Source organism: Variovorax sp. OV084 (genome assembly GCF_900111625.1).
GTDB lineage: Bacteria > Pseudomonadota > Gammaproteobacteria > Burkholderiales > Burkholderiaceae_C > Variovorax.
On record NZ_FOII01000007.1, the window covers coordinates 95825 to 113210 of the forward strand.

The following is a 17386-nucleotide window of genomic DNA, read 5'->3' on the forward strand; positions in this document are numbered from 1 at the left end:
CACGGCAGCAAGATCGTTCATCCGGACATGGCCGGAGCCAGCCCATGAGGCTGCTGTCCCTGTTCGGGCTGAACGCCCGGATTCGCCGGCTGCGCATTGCCGCGGCCGAAGGCGCCTTGGCGGCCGAAGACCGGGTGCAATTGCTGCGCATGGCCTGGGAGGACGAGAAGCAGCGCCTCAAGCTGATGCTCGTCTTCAGTCTGGCCGTGCTGGGGCTCACCACGGTCACGGTGGCCTTGCTGTCCGTGGCAGTGGTGGTTCATTTCTGGGAAACACCGTACCGCATCACCGCTGCGTGGTCGGTGGCAGGCGTGTGGATCGTGCTCTGGCTGGCCGCTGCCATCGGCTTGCTGCTGACCCTGCGCAATGCCTCCAACAGCTTCGTGCCGGCGCGCCACGAGTTCGAGCGCGACTGGGCCTGGGTCCAGGACAGCTTCGGCCTGGGCAAAGATCCGGAGCAGGACGAAGAAGCGCCGCGCCCCCCGCGGCCGGCCACGCGCGAAGAGTTGCTGGCGCGCATGGAGCGTCAACGCGAGCGCATCGCGACGCTGCAGGGTGGACGCGAGGCACAGCCTGCGGGCGGCTCGGGCGAAGGCGAAGCGCCTCCGCCCAATGAATCGGCTGCTGCTGCGGCGTTGCGCATCGCCCGTGCTCATCCCGTGGCCACCGGCGTCGTTGCCGCGGCGGCCGTGGTGGTGATCAAGCCGAGGCGCCTGCTGCGCTGGGCTGCGGTCATCGCGCCAGTGCTCTGGCGCATGCGCTGAAGAGGAAAGAAAGAAAAAGCTCTCAGGCCTTGCTGCGATCGCGCAGCAGCGCCTGAGCTGCTTCGCGGACCAGCGCCGGTCCGCGATAGATCAGGCCAGTGTAGATCTGCACCACGTCCGCACCCGCGGCGATCTTGGCCTTGGCATCCGCGCCACTGAGGATGCCGCCCACCCCGATGATCGGAAAGCCCGAGCCCAGCGCCGCGCGCAATTGGGCGATCACGCGGTTGCTTGCCTCGCGCACCGGTGCACCCGACAGTCCACCCGCTTCTTCGGCATGCGGCAGGCCCTTGACGGCATCGCGCGAGAGCGTGGTGTTGGTGGCGATCACGCCGTCCATGCCGTGGCGCTTCAGCGTGGCGGCGATGACTGCCACCTGGGCTTCGTCGAGATCGGGCGCGATCTTCACGAACAGCGGCGAGCGCTTGTTGTGGCGTGCTGCCAGAGCCTCGCGCCGTTCGGCCACCGCGCCGAGCAGCGCATCGAGAGCTTCGTCGCTCTGCAGCGTGCGCAGGTTGGCCGTGTTGGGGCTCGAGATGTTGATCGTCACATAGTCGGCATGCGGATACACGCCGTCGAGGCAGATCAGATAGTCGTCCACCGCGCGCTCGATCGGCGTGGCGGCGTTCTTGCCGATGTTGAGGCCCAGCAGCATCGGCTGCTTCGCACCGCCGCCGCCCTTGCGAAAGCGCGCCTTCTGCACGTTGGCCAGGAAGGCGTCGAGCCCTTCGTTGTTGAAGCCTAGCCGGTTGATCAGCGCGTCGCGCTGCGGCAGGCGGAACATGCGCGGCTTGGGATTGCCCGGCTGGGCCTTCGGCGTCACCGTGCCGACCTCGACGAAGCCGAAGCCCATGGCGGCGAAGGCGTCGATGCAGCGGGCGTTCTTGTCGAGCCCGGCCGCCAGGCCCACGCGGTTCGGAAAGGTCAGCCCGGCGAGCTGGACGGGGTCGTCGATGCGGGGCGCCGAGTAAGCGCAGGCCAGCGGCGTGTTCTGGGTGCGCGCCAGCCCGTCTAGCGTGATTTCGTGGGCATGCTCGGGGTCGAAACCGAACAGGAAAGGGCGGGCCAGGCCGTAGAGCGAGGAGGGCATCAGCAGGGGCATCGGATAATTCGGGGCTTCAATGAGCCAAGGATTCTCCGCGATGACCGCACCCGCCTCCCCAAACCCTCTTTCTCAGGACGAACTCAAGGCCCAGGTCGGCCTTGCCGCGCTGGCCTATGTGGTCAAGGGCGAGATCGTCGGCGTCGGCACCGGCTCGACGGTGAACAAGTTCATCGATGCGCTGGCCACCATCAAGGACGAGATCAAGGGCGCCGTCTCCAGCTCGGTCGCCTCGACCGAGCGACTGCGCGCCCTCGGCATTCCGGTGTTCGACAGCAACGAGGTGGAAGAGCTGGCGGTCTACATCGACGGCGCGGACGAAATCGACCACCGCGGTTTCATGGTGAAGGGCGGCGGTGCTGCACTCACGCGCGAGAAGATCGTCGCGGCCCAGTCGCGCAAGTTCGTCTGCATTGCCGACGCATCCAAGCTGGTAGAGGTGCTGGGCGCCTTTCCGCTGCCGGTGGAAGTGATTCCGATGGCCGCGCGCCGCGTGATGCGCCAGTTCGCCAGCATGGGCGGCATCGCCCAGGTGCGCGAGAAAGACGGCCTGCCGCTGGTCACGGACAACGGCCAGCACATCGTCGACGTGACGGGTCTTCGAATTACCGATCCGCTGGCTTTCGAGTCCGAAGTGAGCCAGTGGCCGGGCGTGGTGACGGTCGGCGTCTTCGCGCACCAGAAGGCCGACGTGTGCCTGCTGGGCACCTCGACTGGCGTGAAGACGCTGCAGTTCGGCGCCTAGGAATGAAAGGCCGCGCGAGCGGCCTGGTTCAGAACTTGATGCCGGCGGGGTTGCTCGGGCTCGGCTCGCTCGATGCGGGGGGCGGCGGCGCCGGCTGTGCGGCCGGTGCTGCGGCGGCACGGGGCGCGGGTGCTGCCTGCTGCGCGACCAGCGGTCGCGTGGGGCCGTTGCGGTAACCGGCGGGCAGGCTGTTGCTCTTGGGGTAGCCGGCCGCGTCGAGGTACTGCGACCACTCGACATCCGAGAAGCCCTTGAGTTGCTGCGACCCGATGGTCAGCAATGGCAGCGAGCTCTGGCTGCTCAGGCGCTGCAGCGCCTCGATTTCCTCGTTGCTCTTGACGGTGCGTTCCTCGAACGGAATGCCCCGCGTAATGAGCAGCGAGCGAGCCGTGCTGCACGGCCCGCATTCGTCGCTGCTGTACAGCGTGACGGGGTAGCGCTGAGCCACTTGCCGCAACTCGTAGGGCAGGCCCGCATTTGCCGGCGTGGTGGAGCCGCCTTGCGAGGCCGAGGCCGGCTCGGTGCTGGCCGTGGGGGCGCGGTCCGAGAACGTGACCTTGCCATTCTTGTCGACCTGGCGATAGACCTGTTGTGCCATGGCGCCCGTGGCAACGAGCACAAGGGCCAGGCCGGTCAGGCGATGCAGTGAGAATTTGTAAATCGGATGCATCGCCCGAGTATCGCAAGCTTCAGCGCCGCATCAAGCGGGCTGAGGCTCCGCCATGCCCTGGTGTCGCAGCAGCGCATCAAGCTGGGGCTCGCGGCCCCGGAAAGCCTTGAACGAATCCATGGCGCTGCGGCTGCCGCCGGCCTCCAGGATGGCCTGGCGGTACTTGCGGCCGGTTTCGATGTTCGGCTCGCCGTCGGCGCCCACGGTTTCCTCGAAGGCCGCGTAGGCGTCGGCGCTCAGCACCTCGGCCCACTTGTAGCTGTAGTAGCCGGCTGCGTAGCCGCCCGAGAAGATGTGGCTGAAAGTATTCGGCGTGCGGCTGAACGGCGGCGAGGGCATCACAGCCACCTCGGCGCGCACCTTGCCGAGCAGCGCCATCACGTCGCCGGTCTTGGCGGCGGCCGCGTGGTACTCGGTGTGCAGCAGCATGTCGAACAGCGAGAACTCGATCTGGCGCAGCGTCTGCAGGCCGCTCTGGAAGTTCTTGGCAGCGGTCATCTTGTCGAACAGCGCGCGGGGCAGCGGTTCGCCGGTGTCGACGTGGGCGGTCATGTGCTTGAGCACATCCCACTCCCAGCAGAAGTTTTCCATGAACTGGCTCGGCAGCTCGACTGCATCCCACTCGACGCCGCTGATGCCCGACACGTCGCGCTCGTTCACCTGGGTGAGCATGTGGTGCAGGCCGTGGCCGAACTCGTGGAAGAGGGTGGTCACGTCGTCATGCGTGAGCAGCGGCGGCTTGCCGTCGACGCCGCTGGCAAAGTTGCACACCAGTTGCGCGATGGGGGTTTGCAGCGCACCGTTGTCGGGGCGCAGCCAGCGGGCGCGCACGTCGTCCATCCAGGCACCACCGCGCTTGGCGGCGCGGGCAGAAGGGTCGAGATAGAACTGGCCGACCTTCTGGCCGGCGCGTTCGATGCGGTAGAACTCGACGCTCGGGTGCCAAGTAGGCGCCGAGTCGCGACGGATCGACACCTCGAACAGCGTCTCGACGATCTTGAACAGCCCGGCCATGACCTTCGGCGCGGGGAAGTACTGCTTCACCTCCTGCTCGCTGAAGGCGTAGCGCGCTTCCTTGAGCTTCTCGCCGATGTAGCTCCAGTCCCAGGGCTGGGGGTCGGTGATGCTCAACTGCTCCGAGGCGAAGACCCGCAGGTCGGCCAGGTCGCGCTCGCCATAGGGCTTGGCCTTGATTGCGAGATCGCGCAGGAACTTGACGACCTGCTCGGGCGACTCGGCCATCTTCGGCACGACCGAGAGTTCGCCGTAGTTCCTGTAGCCCAGCAGCTTCGCTTCTTCCTCGCGCAGCGCGAGGATTTCGGTGATGAGCGCGGTGTTGTCGAAGGCAGCGTCGCCGAACTCGCTGGCGCGGGTGACGTAGGCGCGGTAGAGCTTCTCGCGCAGCGCGCTGCTCTTGGCGAACTGCATCACCGGCAGATAGCACGGCATCTTGAGCGTGAGCTTGTAGCCTTCCTTGCCATCGGCCTCTGCGGCGGCGCGCGCGGCGCTCACCACGTCTTCGGGCACGCCTTCGAGTTCGCCGAGCGCGGCGTAGTAGGCGAAGGCATCGGTTGCGTCGAGTGCATTTTCGCTGAACTTCTGGCTCAGCTCAGCCTGGCGTTCCTGGATCTCGGCGAAGCGCTTCTTGGCGTCGCCCTGCAGCTCGGCACCGCCCAGCACGAAGTTGCGCACCGCATTGCGATGCGCCTGGCGCTGCTCTGCGTTGAGCGTGGCGACGTCGATGGCCTTGTACTTAGCGTACAGCTGCTCGTCGCAGCCCAGCCGGGTCCAGAAGGCGGTCACGCGCGGCATGGCTTCGTTGTAGGCGGCGCGCAATTCGGGCGTGTCGGCCACTGCGTTGAGGTGGCCGACGGCGCTCCAGGCGCGGCTGAAGCGTTCGGAGGCCACGTCGAGCACCTTCGAGATCGCATTCCAGTCAGCGGGAAAGCCGGGCGCCGTCACGGTCTGCAGCGCGGTCTCGGCATCGGCCAGCAGCGCGTCGACGGCGGGCGCGACGTGCTCGGGCTTGATGCGATCGAACAGCGGGAGATCGTTGAAATCGAGGAGAGGATTGTTCGTCATGGCCATGAAAGTTACTTGGCGGCGCGTTCGGCCGCTTCAAGGGTGTTTGCCAGAAGCATGGCGCGCGTCATGGGGCCGACGCCACCAGGCACGGGCGTGATCCAGCCGGCCACTTCCTTCACGCCGTCGAAATCGACGTCGCCGGCCAGCTTGCCGTCTTCCTTGCGGTTCATACCCACGTCGATGACGACCGCGCCCGGCTTCACCATGTCTGCGGTCAGGAGATTGAGCTTGCCCACCGCCGCGACGATCACGTCGGCCTGGCGCGTGATGGCGCCCAGGTCTTGCGTGGCGCTGTGGCAGATGGTCACGGTGGCGCTCTTGGCGAGCAGCATCATGGCCATCGGCTTGCCGACGATGTTGCTGCGGCCGATGACCACGGCGTGCTTGCCGCGCAGGTCGTAGCCGATGGATTCGAGCATCTTCATGCAGCCGTGCGGCGTGCAGGGCCAGAAGCCCGGGGCGCCGGTCATCAGCGCACCGGCGCTGGCGACGTGAAAGCCGTCGACGTCCTTTGCGGGCGAGATTGTCTCGATGACCTTCTGGCTGTCCATGTGTTTGGGCAGCGGCAGCTGGACCAGGATGCCGTGCACCTTCGGGTCGTCGTTGAGGGTGCGGATGCGGGCCAGCAGATCGGCCTCGCTCATGTCGGCGGGGTAGGTTTCGAGCGTGGCTTCCAGGCCGGTCTGGGCGCTGTCGTTGACCTTGTGCTTCGTATAGACCTGGCTGGCCGGGTCTTCGCCCACGAGGATGATGGAAAGGGCCGGGTTCACGCCACGGGCCTTGAGTGCGGCGGTGCGGCCGGCAACTTCGGCGCGAATGGTTTTGGCGAGGGCGTTGCCGTCGATCAGTTGGGCGGTCATCGGTTTCGATTTTCCAAGTAAAAACGCCCGCTTGCGCAGGCGTGGGATTCATTCGTCGCTATCTGTCGGATAGCTTCTAGGCCTTGGCAGCGGGCGCCGCCTGTCCCAGGGCGATCTTGAGCAGATCGGCCACGGTGTTGGCGTTGAGCTTTTCCATGATGTTGGCGCGGTGCGCCTCGACCGTCTTGATGCTGATGCCAAGGTCGTCGGCGATCTGCTTGTTCAGGCGGCCGGCGACGATGCGTTCGAGCACCTGCGCCTCGCGGCCCGTGAGCTTGGACAGCAGCGCGTCGCGGCTGGCCGACTGCTGGTGCTGCGTGAAGGCGCCGCGTGCGTGTTCGAGCATGCGCTCGACAAGCGTGACCAGCTCTTCGTCGTTGAAGGGCTTCTGGATGAAATCCATCGCGCCTTTCTTCATGCTGTCGACCGCCATCGGCACGTCGCCGTGGCCGGTGATGACCACGATCGGCAGCGGGGAGCGCCGTTCGATCAGTCGATCCTGCAATTCGAGGCCGGTCATGCCGGCCATGCGGATGTCGACGATCAAACAGGCGACTTCGCGCGGGTCGTATCGGGAGAGAAAGGATTCGGCGGAATCGAAACAGCGGACTCTGTAGTCCTTGCCTTCGAGCAGCCATTGCAGCGAATCGCGTACGGCTTCGTCGTCGTCGACGACATAGACCGTGCCCTTCTTCGGAATCAAACTCATGCAGGTACCTTTGCCTCGTCGCTAGCTACGGAACTGATAGCGTCCAACACCGGAATCCAGAAGGAAAAGCGGCATCCGATCACATCCGGGCCATTGTAGATGTTCTCCGCCTGCATCCGGCCGCGGTGCGACTCGACGATGGTGCGGCACAGATTCAGCCCGATACCCATGCCCTCGGGCTTGGTCGAGAAGAAGGCTTCGTAGAGCCGGTCCATCACTTCGGGCGCCAGGCCCTTGCCCGTGTCCTGCACCGAGAACTCGATGGCGTTGTGGCCCTCGATCACCTTGGGCAGCACGCGTAGCTCGACGCTGCGGCGCGCCAGCGGACGGTCGGCGATGTCGATGGATTCGGCGGCGTTCTTCAGCAGGTTGACCATCACCTGCTCGATGAGGATCGGGTCGACGCGCACCACCGGCAGCCGCGCGGCCACGTAGTGATTCAGGCGCACGTTGCGCCGGCGCAGCTCGATGCCGGCGAGTTCGACCGCTTCGCTCACCATGGTGGCCACGTCGGCCGGCGTGCGGTTGGGTTCGCTGCGCTTCACGAAGGAGCGGATGCGCTGGATGATCTGGCCCGCGCGCTGCGCCTGCTTCGAGGTTTTTTCGAGCGCGGCGAGCAGGGCCTCGGTGTCGATCGACTGGCCCTTGATGCGCGACATCATCCCGTTGCAGTAGTTGGTGATGGCGGTCAGTGGCTGGTTGAGCTCGTGCGCCACGCTTGACGCCATTTCGCCCATCGTGATGAGGCGGCTTGCGGCCTGGGCCTTGTCGGCCTGCGCGGCGGCCTGCTCTTCGGCGTCGCGGCGCGGCGTGATGTCGGTGGCGATGACGAGCTGTGCCAGGCGGCCGTCGACCCAGGTCAGGTAGCGCGAACGCACTTCGAGCCACTTGCCGAGGTGGGGCACGAAGATTTCGTTGTTGGCAGTCTGCGCGGCGGTGAGCGTGTCGATGGGCAGGCCGGCATACGGGTCCACGTCGTCGAGGCCTTCGTCGTGTGCATTGGATGCGGGCACGCCCGCCTGCGCGACCATGCCCAAGTGCCCTACGGTGTCCGAGCCGAACCACAGGCGATACAGCTTGTTGGCGAACAGCAGTTCCTCGCTGCCGATGGGGGCGACCGACACCGCTGCGTCGAGCGCTTCCAGCACGGTGGTGAAGCGCTCGTAGGAGGCCGACAACTGCTCGCGGATGCGCGTGGGCTCGGTGATGTCGGTCATCGACGTCATCCAGCCGGTCTGGTGGCCGCGCGCGTCGATCAGTGGCGACACGTATAGCCGCGCGTTGAACACGCTGCCGTTCTTGCGCTTCACGCGCACCTGGAAGCCGCCGGGGAGGGCGCGGCCGTGCAGCTCTTCTTCAAGCCGCTCGTTCATCACCTCGCGGTCGGATTCGAGCCAGTAGGGAAAGGGCGGCGTCTGGCCGACCAGTTCTTCCTCGCTCCAGCCCGTCATGGCGCAGAAGGCGGCGTTCACGTAGGTGATGCGCCCTTGCAGATCGAGCACGCGCATGCCCGTGAGCATGGAGTTTTCCATTGCCCGGCGGAAATTGGTCTCGGCCACCAGCCGCTGCTGTGCCTGGAGCCGTCGCCGCGTGTGGCGCCAGGTGCCGATCAGCATCCAGCTCGTGAGCACGCTGAGAGCGCAGACCAGCCAGAACAGGCCGTTGCCGACCACGCCCTGCGAGGTGCGGTAGGCCTGCGCCCGCAGCACCAGCGCATTGCCCACGGGCGATACCGGCACTTCGTACTCGTTGGTTCGTTCGCTCCAGGGCAGCAGGCGCGTGCCGCTGTCTTTCAGGTTGGTGGTGTTGCCGGCGATCACATGGCCCTTGGCGTCGAGCAGCGACACCGCGTAGCGCGCCTGGACCTCGGACGGCATGCCGTAGCGCAGCAGCCCGTCGACCGAGAACTCGCCCAGCACCACGCCCGCGAACAGGCCCTGGTCGAAAAGGGGAATGTGCAACTGCAGCATCGCCGCTGGATCGCCTCCGGCCACAGGCTGCGAATACACCGGCTGGCGCAGTTCGCGCGCCAGCGCGTAGTTGCTCTCGATGTCGCCGGGGCGCAGCACATCGCCGATCAGGTGCTGCTGCGCCGGGTGCACGCTGGGCGCCGCATAGCCGGCCTTGAAGCGGCGGCGGTCGTCGATCCAGGTGATGGTCTGCAGTTCGGGGAACTGGCTCACCAGGGACTCGGCGCGGCTGGTGAATTCGACCGGGTCGATCTCGCGGTTAGAGGCATCGCGCGCGATGCGCATCAACTGCTCTTGCCGCTCCAGCAGCCGCAGCCGCATGCGCTGCTGGGCGTACTCGACGTCGCGGCGTACCGACTCCTGCTCGCGCTCGACTTCTTCAGTGCGCAGGTACCAGAAGGCGGAAACGATGGCGGCAAGAAACAACAGCACGGCCGCCATCGGCGCGAGCATGGCGACCGCGTCCTGCAGCACCGGCGTCTGCCGGCGCCACCACCTGCGCCACCAGGACAGGGGTGAGGCACTGCGGGCAACGGCCAGCGGGGAGGAAAGAGGCATCACCCGAGTTTAGGTGAAGCCCCTCTCGGAAGCGATGTGGGCTGCCGTGGGATGAGCTCGGTAGCGGTTGCGGGATGGTTGCCGTCCCGATCGGTGCATTGTCATAAATATCACATTAAGAAATCGTCACGCACTATTTGAAATCCCAATGTTTCTATGAGAAACTCCGCCGCGCTGATCCCATAGCGCACTAAATTACCGCCACAGCCCTAAAAGGAGAGACAAGCATGTCGGCAAATCCCGAGAACCTGTTCGGCTCGGCCGCAAACGATGCGGACGCCCAGGAAACCCGTGAATGGATGGATGCACTGTCCTCCGTCATCCAGAGCGAGGGTCCGGAGCGGGCCCACTTCCTTCTCGAGCAGCTGCTCGAGCATGCCCGCCAGAACACGGTCGACATGCCGTTCTCGGCCAACACCGGCTATGTCAACACCATCGAGCCTTCGCAGGAGGCTCGCAGCCCCGGCAATCTCGAGATCGAACAGCGCCTGCGCGCCTACATGCGCTGGAACGCAATGGCCATGGTGGTCAAGGCCAACCGCCACCATCCGGCCGAAGGCGGCGACCTGGGCGGCCACATCGGCTCCTTCGCGTCGCTGGCAAGCATGTTCGGCGCCGGTTTCAACCACTTCTGGCACGCCGAGAGCGAAAACCACGGCGGCGACCTGCTCTACATCCAGGGCCACGTTTCGCCCGGCATCTATGCCCGCGCCTACCTCGAAGGCCGCCTGTCCGAAGAGCAACTGCTCAACTTCCGCCAGGAAGTGGACGGCAAGGGCCTGTCGAGCTACCCGCACCCCAAGCTGATGCCGGAGTTCTGGCAGTTCCCCACCGTGTCGATGGGCCTGGGCCCGCTGATGGCGATTTACCAAGCGCGCTTCCTCAAGTACCTGCACGCACGCGGCATCGCCAACACCGAGAACCGCAAGGTGTGGGTGTTCTGCGGCGACGGTGAAATGGACGAAGTGGAATCGCTGGGCGCCATCGGCCTCGCGGCACGCGAGAACCTCGACAACCTGATCTTTGTCATCAACTGCAACCTGCAGCGCCTGGACGGCCCGGTGCGCGGTAACGGCAAGATCATCCAGGAGCTCGAAGGCGAGTTCCGCGGTGCCAACTGGAACGTCGTCAAGCTGATCTGGGGCAAGGGCTGGGACGCCCTGCTCGAGAAGGACCATGACGGCGCGCTGCGCAAGATCATGATGGAGTGCAACGACGGCGACTACCAGTCGTTCAAGGCCAACGACGGCGCCTACGTCCGCAAGAACTTCTTCGGCCGCGACCCGCGCACGCTGAAGATGGTCGAGCACCTGACCGACGATGAGGTCTGGAACCTCCAGCGCGGCGGCCACGACTCGCAGAAGGTGTTTGCCGCCTTCCACGCCGCCCAGAACCACACGGGCCAGCCCACGGTGCTGCTCGTCAAGACCGTCAAGGGCTTCGGCATGGGCAAGATCGGCGAGGGCAAGAACACGGTCCACCAGACCAAGAAGCTCAGCGACGAGGACATCAAGGCCTTCCGCGACCGCTTCAACATCCCGATTCCGGACAGCCAGATTGCCGAGCTGCCGTTCTACAAGCCGGCCGACGACACGCCGGAAATGCGTTACCTGCACGAGCGCCGCAAGGCCCTGGGCGGCTACCTGCCGCACCGCCGTGTCAAGGCCGACGAAAGCTTCACGGTGCCGTCGCTCGACACCTTCAAGGCAGTGATGGAGCCCACGGCCGAGGGCCGCGAGATCTCTACCACTCAGGCCTATGTGCGCTTCCTCACGCAACTGCTGCGCGACAAGGCGCTCGGCCCGCGCGTGGTGCCGATCCTCGTGGACGAGGCGCGCACCTTCGGCATGGAAGGCCTGTTCCGCCAGATCGGCATCTACAACCCGCACGGTCAGCAGTACACCCCGGTCGATAAAGACCAGGTCATGTACTACAAGGAAGACAAGGGCGGGCAGATCCTGCAGGAAGGCATCAACGAAGCCGGCGGCATGTCGAGCTGGATCGCGGCGGCAACGTCGTACAGCACGAACAACCGCATCATGGTGCCGTTCTACGTGTACTACTCGATGTTCGGCTTCCAGCGCATCGGCGACCTGGCCTGGGCGGCCGGCGACATGCAGGCGCGCGGCTTCCTGCTTGGCGGCACTTCGGGGCGCACCACGCTGAACGGCGAAGGCCTGCAGCACGAAGATGGTCACAGCCACATCCTGGCCAACACCATCCCGAACTGCGTGAGCTACGACCCGACCTTCGCGCACGAAGTCGGCGTCATCCTGCACCACGGCCTCAAGCGCATGGTCGAGAAGCAGGACAACGTCTACTACTACCTGACGCTGCTCAACGAGAACTACGCGATGCCCGGCCTGCAGCCCGGTACCGAAGAGCAGATCATCAAGGGCATGTACCTGTCGAAGCAGGGCCCAGCGCTCAAGGCCAAGGCCCCCACGGTGCAACTGCTGGGCAGCGGCACCATCCTGCGCGAAAGCTTCGCTGCGCAAGAGCTGCTCGAAAAGGACTGGGGCGTGTCGGCTTCCGTGTGGAGCTGCCCGAGCTTCAACGAGCTCACCCGCGACGGCCAGGATGCCGACCGCTGGAACCTGCTGCACCCGGACCAGACGCCGCGCGTGCCCTTCGTGGCCGAGCAGCTCGGGGCCTCGACCGGCCCGGTGGTCGCATCGACCGACTACATGAAGGCCTATGCCGAGCAGATCCGCCCTTTCATCCCGAAGGGCCGTACCTACAAGGTGCTCGGCACCGACGGCTTCGGCCGAAGCGACTTCCGCAACAAGCTGCGCGAGCACTTCGAGATCAACCGCCACTACATCGTGGTGGCCGCGCTCAAGGCGCTGAGCGAAGATGGCACCGTGCCGGTTGCCAAGGTGGTGGAAGCGATCAAGAAGTACGGCATCAATGTCGACAAGGTCAACCCGCTTTACGCTTGAACATCAACAACCAACGAACGAACGGCGCCTTACGGCGGGAGACAACGATATGGCAGCAGTGGAAGTGAAGGTGCCGGACATCGGCGATTTCGATGAAGTCGCGGTGATCGAGGTGCTCGTGAAGGTGGGCGACACGGTCAAGGCCGAACAGTCGCTCATCACGGTCGAATCGGACAAGGCGTCGATGGAAATCCCGTCGTCCACGGCCGGTGTGGTCAAGGAACTGAAGGTCGAAGTCGGCAGCAAGGTGAAGGAGGGCTCGGTGGTGCTCGTGCTCGAGGCCGAGGGAGCGGGTGCTGCTGCAGCGCCGGCCCCTGCGCCTGCAGCGGCCCCCGCAGCCGCCGCGCCTGCGCCGGCCGCCGCAGCTCCTGCTGCCGCCCCGGCAGCCTCGGGCCCGGTCGAGATCAAGGTGCCGGACATCGGCGATTTCAAGGACGTCGCCGTCATTGAAGTGCTTGTGAAGCCGGGCGACGCGATCAAGGTCGAACAGTCGCTGATCACGGTGGAGTCGGACAAGGCCTCGATGGAGATTCCGTCGTCGGCTGCCGGCGTGCTCAAGGAACTCAAGGTCAAGGTGGGCGACACGGTCAACATCGGTGACCTGATTGCCGTGCTCGAAGGTGCTGCGGGTGCTGCAGCCCCGGCGCCTGCGCAGGCTGCGGCTGCCGCACCGGCAACCGCAACCGCCAGCGCGCCCGCACCAGCCGCCGCATCGGCGACTGCTGCAGCCGCTCCGGCCCACCAGCCGACGGTCGCGCCCAGCGCCAGCCTGCCGCACGCCTCGCCCTCGGTGCGCAAGTTCGCCCGCGAACTCGGCGTGCCGCTCGAAGAGGTCAAGGGTTCCGGTCCCAAGGGCCGCATCACGCAGGAAGACGTCCAGAGCTTCACCAAGGCCGTGATGAGCGGCCAGGCCAGCACCAAGGCCTCGGCGGCCAAGGCGCCGGCAGGTGGCGGTGCCGACGGCGCGGCGCTGGGCCTGATCCCGTGGCCGAAGGTCGACTTCACCAAGTTCGGCGCGGTCGAGCGCAAGGACCTGTCGCGCATCAAGAAGCTCAGCGGCGCGAACCTGCACCGCAACTGGGTGATGATTCCGCACGTCACCAACAACGACGAAGCCGACATCACCGAGCTCGAAGCCTTCCGCGTTTCCACCAACAAGGAGAACGAGAAGTCGGGCGTCAAGGTCACGATGCTGGCCTTCGTGATCAAGGCGGTGGTTTCGGCACTGAAGAAGTTTCCCGACTTCAACGCCAGCCTCGACGGCGACCAGCTGGTCTACAAGCAGTACTTCCACATCGGCTTCGCGGCCGACACGCCCAACGGGCTCGTGGTGCCGGTGCTGAAAGATGCCGACAAGAAGGGCATCCTGCAGATCAGCGCCGAGATGGGCGAACTCGCCAAGAAGGCGCGCGACGGCAAGCTCGGCTCGGCCGACATGCAGGGCGGCTGCTTCTCGATCAGCTCGCTCGGCGGCATCGGCGGTACGCACTTCACGCCCATCATCAACGCTCCTGAAGTGGCCATCCTCGGCCTCTCCAAGGGCCAGATGAAGCCGGTGTGGGACGGCAAGCAGTTCGTGCCGCGTCTCACGCTGCCGCTGTCGCTGTCGTACGACCACCGCGTGATCGACGGCGCCCTGGCTGCGCGTTTCAACGCCTACCTGGGCCAGGTGCTCGCGGACTACCGTCGAATCCTGCTATGACCACCGTAGTGGCCGTCCGCAAAGGCGGCCAGGTCACGATGGCAGCCGATTCTCTGGTGACCTTCGGCGACACGCGGCTTTCGCACCGCGCCGAGGCGAACCAGAAGATCTTCACCGTCGAGGACGCGGCGGGGCAGAGCCTGTTCGCCGTGGCCGGCGCCGCCGCGCACTTCCTGGTGCTGCAGCACGCGCTGGCCGCGCAGGAGCGCGAGAAACTGCTGTTCGGCAGCAAGCACGAGATCTTCCGCACCTTCACGATGTTGCATCCGGTGCTGAAGGACACGTTCTTCATGCAGACCAAGGAAGACGAGCACGAGCCCTACGAGTCGAGCCAGTTCACGATGCTGATGGCCAACCAGAGCGGCATCTACGGCATCTACAGCTACCGCGAGGTGTTCGAGTTCAAGGAGTTCTGGGCCATAGGCTCGGGACGCAGCTTCGCACTCGGCGCCATGCACGCGGCCTATGACATCAAGTCGCGCAGCTCGCGCGACGTGGCGGAGGCAGGCATTGCCGCCGCCTGCGAATTCGATCGCAATTCGGCCCCACCGGTCGACGTTCTCACACTCAAACTGAAAGTGTCCAAATGAGCGAACAACAAATCAAGGTGCCCGATATCGGCGACTTCGACGAAGTCGCGGTGATCGAGGTGCTGGTCAATGTCGGAGACACGGTCAAGGCCGAACAGTCGCTGATCACGGTCGAATCGGACAAGGCCTCGATGGAGATTCCGTCGTCCGCTGCCGGCGTGGTGAAGGCGCTGGCCGTGAAGGTGGGCGACAAGGTCAAGGAAGGCTCGGTCGTGCTGACGCTGGAGGTGAGCGGCGCCGCGGCGCCCGCTCCCGCAGCGGCGGCGCCTGCGCCAGCGGCTGCAGCCCCGGCACCGAAGGCGGCTGCGCCGGCTCCGGTATCGGCACCCGTGGCATCCACCTACGGCGGCAAGGTCGACGTCGAGTGCGACGTGATCGTGCTCGGCGCAGGCCCTGGTGGCTATTCGGCCGCTTTCCGCGCGGCCGACCTCGGCTTGAAGGTGGTGCTGATCGAGCGCTACGCCACTCTCGGCGGCGTGTGCCTGAACGTCGGTTGCATCCCGTCGAAGGCGCTGCTGCACGTGGCTTCCGTCATGGACGAGGTCAAGCACTTCGCCGATCTCGGTGTGAGCTTTGCCGCGCCCACGGTCGACCGCGCCAAGCTGCTCGGCCACAAGAACAAGGTGGTGGGCAAGCTCACCGGCGGCCTCACGGCCATGGCCAAGATGCGCAAGGTGACGGTGCTGCGCGGCGTCGGCAACTTCATCGACCCGTACCACATCGAGGTCGAGGAAACCTCCGGCACCAGTTGGGACACCACGGGCAGCAAGCAGACCGTCAAGTTCCGCAACGCGATCATTGCGGCCGGCTCGCAGTCGGTGAGCCTGCCCTTCATGCCGAAGGACCCGCGCGTGGTCGACTCGACCGGCGCGCTCGAGATGGGCACCGACCCCAAGCGCATGCTGGTGCTGGGCGGCGGCATCATCGGCCTCGAAATGGGCACGGTGTATTCCACGCTGGGGGCGCGCCTGGACGTGGTCGAAATGCTCGACGGCCTCATGCAGGGCGCCGACCGCGACCTCGTGAAGGTCTGGCAGAAGATGAACGCGCCGCGCTTCGACAACATCATGCTCAAGACCAAGACGGTCGGCGCCGAGGCCACGAAGGAGGGCATCAAGGTCACCTTCGAGGGCGAGCAGGCGCCGAAGGAGCCGCAGGTGTACGACCTGGTGCTGCAGGCCGTGGGCCGCAGCCCCAACGGCAAGAAGATCGGTGCCGAGAAGGCCGGCGTGGCCGTGAGCGACCGCGGCTTCATTCCGGTCGACATCCAGATGCGTACCAACGTGCCCCACATCTTCGCCATCGGCGACATCGTGGGTCAGCCCATGCTGGCGCACAAGGCGGTACATGAGGCGCATGTGGCGGCCGAAGTCATCGCTGGCGAGCAGAAGGGCGACAAGGAGCTTTCCAGCGCCGCCTTCAACGCCCGCGTGATCCCGAGCGTGGCCTACACCGACCCCGAGGTGGCGTGGGTGGGCCTCACCGAAGACCAGGCGAAGGCCGAAGGCATCAAGGTCAAGAAGGGCCACTTCCCGTGGACTGCTTCGGGCCGCGCCATCGCCAACGGCCGTGACGAAGGCTTCACCAAGCTGCTGTTCGATGCCGAGACGCATCGCATCCTTGGCGGCGGCATCGTCGGCACGCATGCCGGCGACATGATCGGAGAGATCGCGCTGGCCATCGAGATGGGCGCGGACGAGATCGACATCGGCAAGACCATCCACCCGCATCCGACGCTTGGCGAAAGCATTGGCATGGCGGCGGAAGTGGCGCACGGTACCTGTACCGATCTGCCGCCTGCGAAGAAGAGCTGACAAGACAGAAGGGCGCTGCTGATCGAGCGCCCATGAAAAATCCCGCCGAGGCGGGATTTTTTTCGTTCTGAATTCGGAGGGAGGCTCAGTTGCCGGTATTGGCGACGGCCGCAGCCTTCACTTCATCCGTCGGGCCGCCGAGCACGCGGCGGGCGCCGTCGAAGCGGCGTTGCCAGTAGCTGCCGTTCATGTCTTCCACGCGAACCTGGGCGCCGGAGCGGGGCGAGTGGATGAACTTGCCTTCACCGACATAGATGCCGACATGGCTGAAGGCGCGGCGCATGGTGTTGAAGAACACGAGGTCACCGGGCTTGAGCTGGCTGGCATCGATCTTCTCGGTGGCGGCGGCTTGCTCTTCGGCGCGGCGCGGGAGCATGTGGCCGACCGTCTGGTTGTACATGGCACGGACGAAGCCGCTGCAATCGAAACCCGATTCGGCGGTGTTGCCGCCGCGGCGATAGGGGACGCCCAAGAAACCGATGGCGGTCACCACCAGGTCGGAGGTGCGCTCCGTGACGGTTTGGCGAACCTGCTTGAGCTGCCCGATGATGCCCTTGTCGGCGAGCATTCGTGCCAACTCGTCATCGGTTTTTTCCTGTTGGGGGGCCGCATGGACAGCGACGGCAAATAGGAGGGACGCGGGTAGGACGAAAAAACGCATGGCGCGTAGGATATTGATGACGCGCGGTTATGTCAATTTAATCAGAATTAGCGAATGCATCTGTAAGTCATTGATTTACATGAAAAATTTTGATCCGGCCGAAGAAAAAATGTAACGGTGGACGTTTATTGCCCATAAGTGGTTGACCGCGAATGGGCCCTCGGACTTCGGGTGAACAGGCGGTCGGGCTGGATTCGGTCGCTATTTCTCGCCA

At 65.4% G+C, this 17386-nt stretch carries 13 protein-coding genes; 6 read left to right on the plus strand and 7 right to left on the minus strand.

The genetic code is table 11. The features are described 5' to 3' along the window. Positions 1-44 precede the first annotated feature (44 nt). On the plus strand, positions 45-764 hold the full coding sequence (locus BMW87_RS19335; RefSeq protein ID WP_093052310.1) for a phage holin family protein: 720 nt from the start codon (positions 45-47) through the stop codon (positions 762-764). 22 nt (positions 765-786) lie between these two features. On the opposite strand, the gene BMW87_RS19340 is transcribed toward BMW87_RS19335, so the two are convergent. Further along, complete coding sequence (locus BMW87_RS19340; protein WP_093078064.1) at positions 787-1866, minus strand: quinone-dependent dihydroorotate dehydrogenase; 1080 nt, start codon at positions 1864-1866, stop codon at positions 787-789. A gap of 40 nt (positions 1867-1906) precedes the next feature. On the opposite strand from BMW87_RS19340, the gene rpiA reads away from it, so the two are divergent. Then, complete coding sequence (gene rpiA, locus BMW87_RS19345) at positions 1907-2611, plus strand: ribose-5-phosphate isomerase RpiA (RefSeq protein ID WP_093078065.1); 705 nt, start codon at positions 1907-1909, stop codon at positions 2609-2611. Between the two features lie 28 nt (positions 2612-2639). On the opposite strand, the gene BMW87_RS19350 is transcribed toward rpiA, so the two are convergent. The 5 genes from BMW87_RS19350 to BMW87_RS19370 all read right to left on the minus strand — a co-directional run bounded on the left by BMW87_RS19350 (position 2640) and on the right by BMW87_RS19370 (position 9463). After that, on the minus strand, positions 2640-3281 hold the full coding sequence (locus BMW87_RS19350) for a glutaredoxin family protein (RefSeq protein ID WP_093078067.1): 642 nt from the start codon (positions 3279-3281) through the stop codon (positions 2640-2642). 30 nt (positions 3282-3311) lie between these two features. Next, positions 3312-5369, minus strand: a complete 2058-nt coding sequence (locus BMW87_RS19355) for a M3 family metallopeptidase (protein ID WP_093078068.1) — start codon at positions 5367-5369, stop codon at positions 3312-3314. Positions 5370-5374: 5 nt separating this feature from the next. Continuing rightward, on the minus strand, positions 5375-6226 hold the full coding sequence (folD, locus tag BMW87_RS19360; RefSeq protein WP_093078070.1) for a bifunctional methylenetetrahydrofolate dehydrogenase/methenyltetrahydrofolate cyclohydrolase FolD: 852 nt from the start codon (positions 6224-6226) through the stop codon (positions 5375-5377). A 76-nt stretch (positions 6227-6302) separates the two neighbouring features. Further along, positions 6303-6935 carry a response regulator transcription factor gene (locus tag BMW87_RS19365; RefSeq protein ID WP_012747279.1) on the minus strand — a complete coding sequence of 211 codons (633 nt, stop codon included), beginning with the start codon at positions 6933-6935 and terminating at the stop codon, positions 6303-6305. Next, entirely contained in the window at positions 6932-9463 is a 2532-nt protein-coding gene (locus BMW87_RS19370) for a PAS domain-containing sensor histidine kinase (protein WP_093052292.1), read from the minus strand. Before BMW87_RS19370 ends, BMW87_RS19365 begins: the two co-directional genes overlap by 4 nt. A 227-nt stretch (positions 9464-9690) precedes the next feature. Between BMW87_RS19370 and aceE the strand changes: the two genes are divergently transcribed. From aceE to lpdA, 4 genes are read left to right on the plus strand one after another with little or no spacing between them, the layout of a single operon-like run. Next, a complete protein-coding gene (aceE, locus tag BMW87_RS19375) occupies positions 9691-12405 on the plus strand; it encodes a pyruvate dehydrogenase (acetyl-transferring), homodimeric type (RefSeq protein WP_093052289.1) in 2715 nt (904 codons plus the stop codon). A 49-nt stretch (positions 12406-12454) separates the two neighbouring features. Then, positions 12455-14107 (plus strand): dihydrolipoyllysine-residue acetyltransferase, encoded by a 1653-nt coding sequence (aceF, locus tag BMW87_RS19380; protein WP_093078071.1) that lies wholly within the window; start codon positions 12455-12457, stop codon positions 14105-14107. Further along, on the plus strand, positions 14104-14697 hold the full coding sequence (locus BMW87_RS19385) for an MFS transporter (protein ID WP_093078073.1): 594 nt from the start codon (positions 14104-14106) through the stop codon (positions 14695-14697). The genes aceF and BMW87_RS19385 overlap by 4 nt, the downstream gene beginning before the upstream one ends. Then, positions 14694-16511: a dihydrolipoyl dehydrogenase gene (gene lpdA, locus BMW87_RS19390; protein WP_093078074.1), complete on the plus strand. Its 1818-nt coding sequence runs from the start codon at positions 14694-14696 to the stop codon at positions 16509-16511. Before BMW87_RS19385 ends, lpdA begins: the two co-directional genes overlap by 4 nt. A gap of 85 nt (positions 16512-16596) precedes the next feature. Here lpdA and BMW87_RS19395 read toward each other — a convergent pair whose 3' ends face one another. Further along, positions 16597-17172 (minus strand): C40 family peptidase, encoded by a 576-nt coding sequence (locus BMW87_RS19395; RefSeq protein ID WP_093052277.1) that lies wholly within the window; start codon positions 17170-17172, stop codon positions 16597-16599. Positions 17173-17386 lie beyond the last annotated feature (214 nt).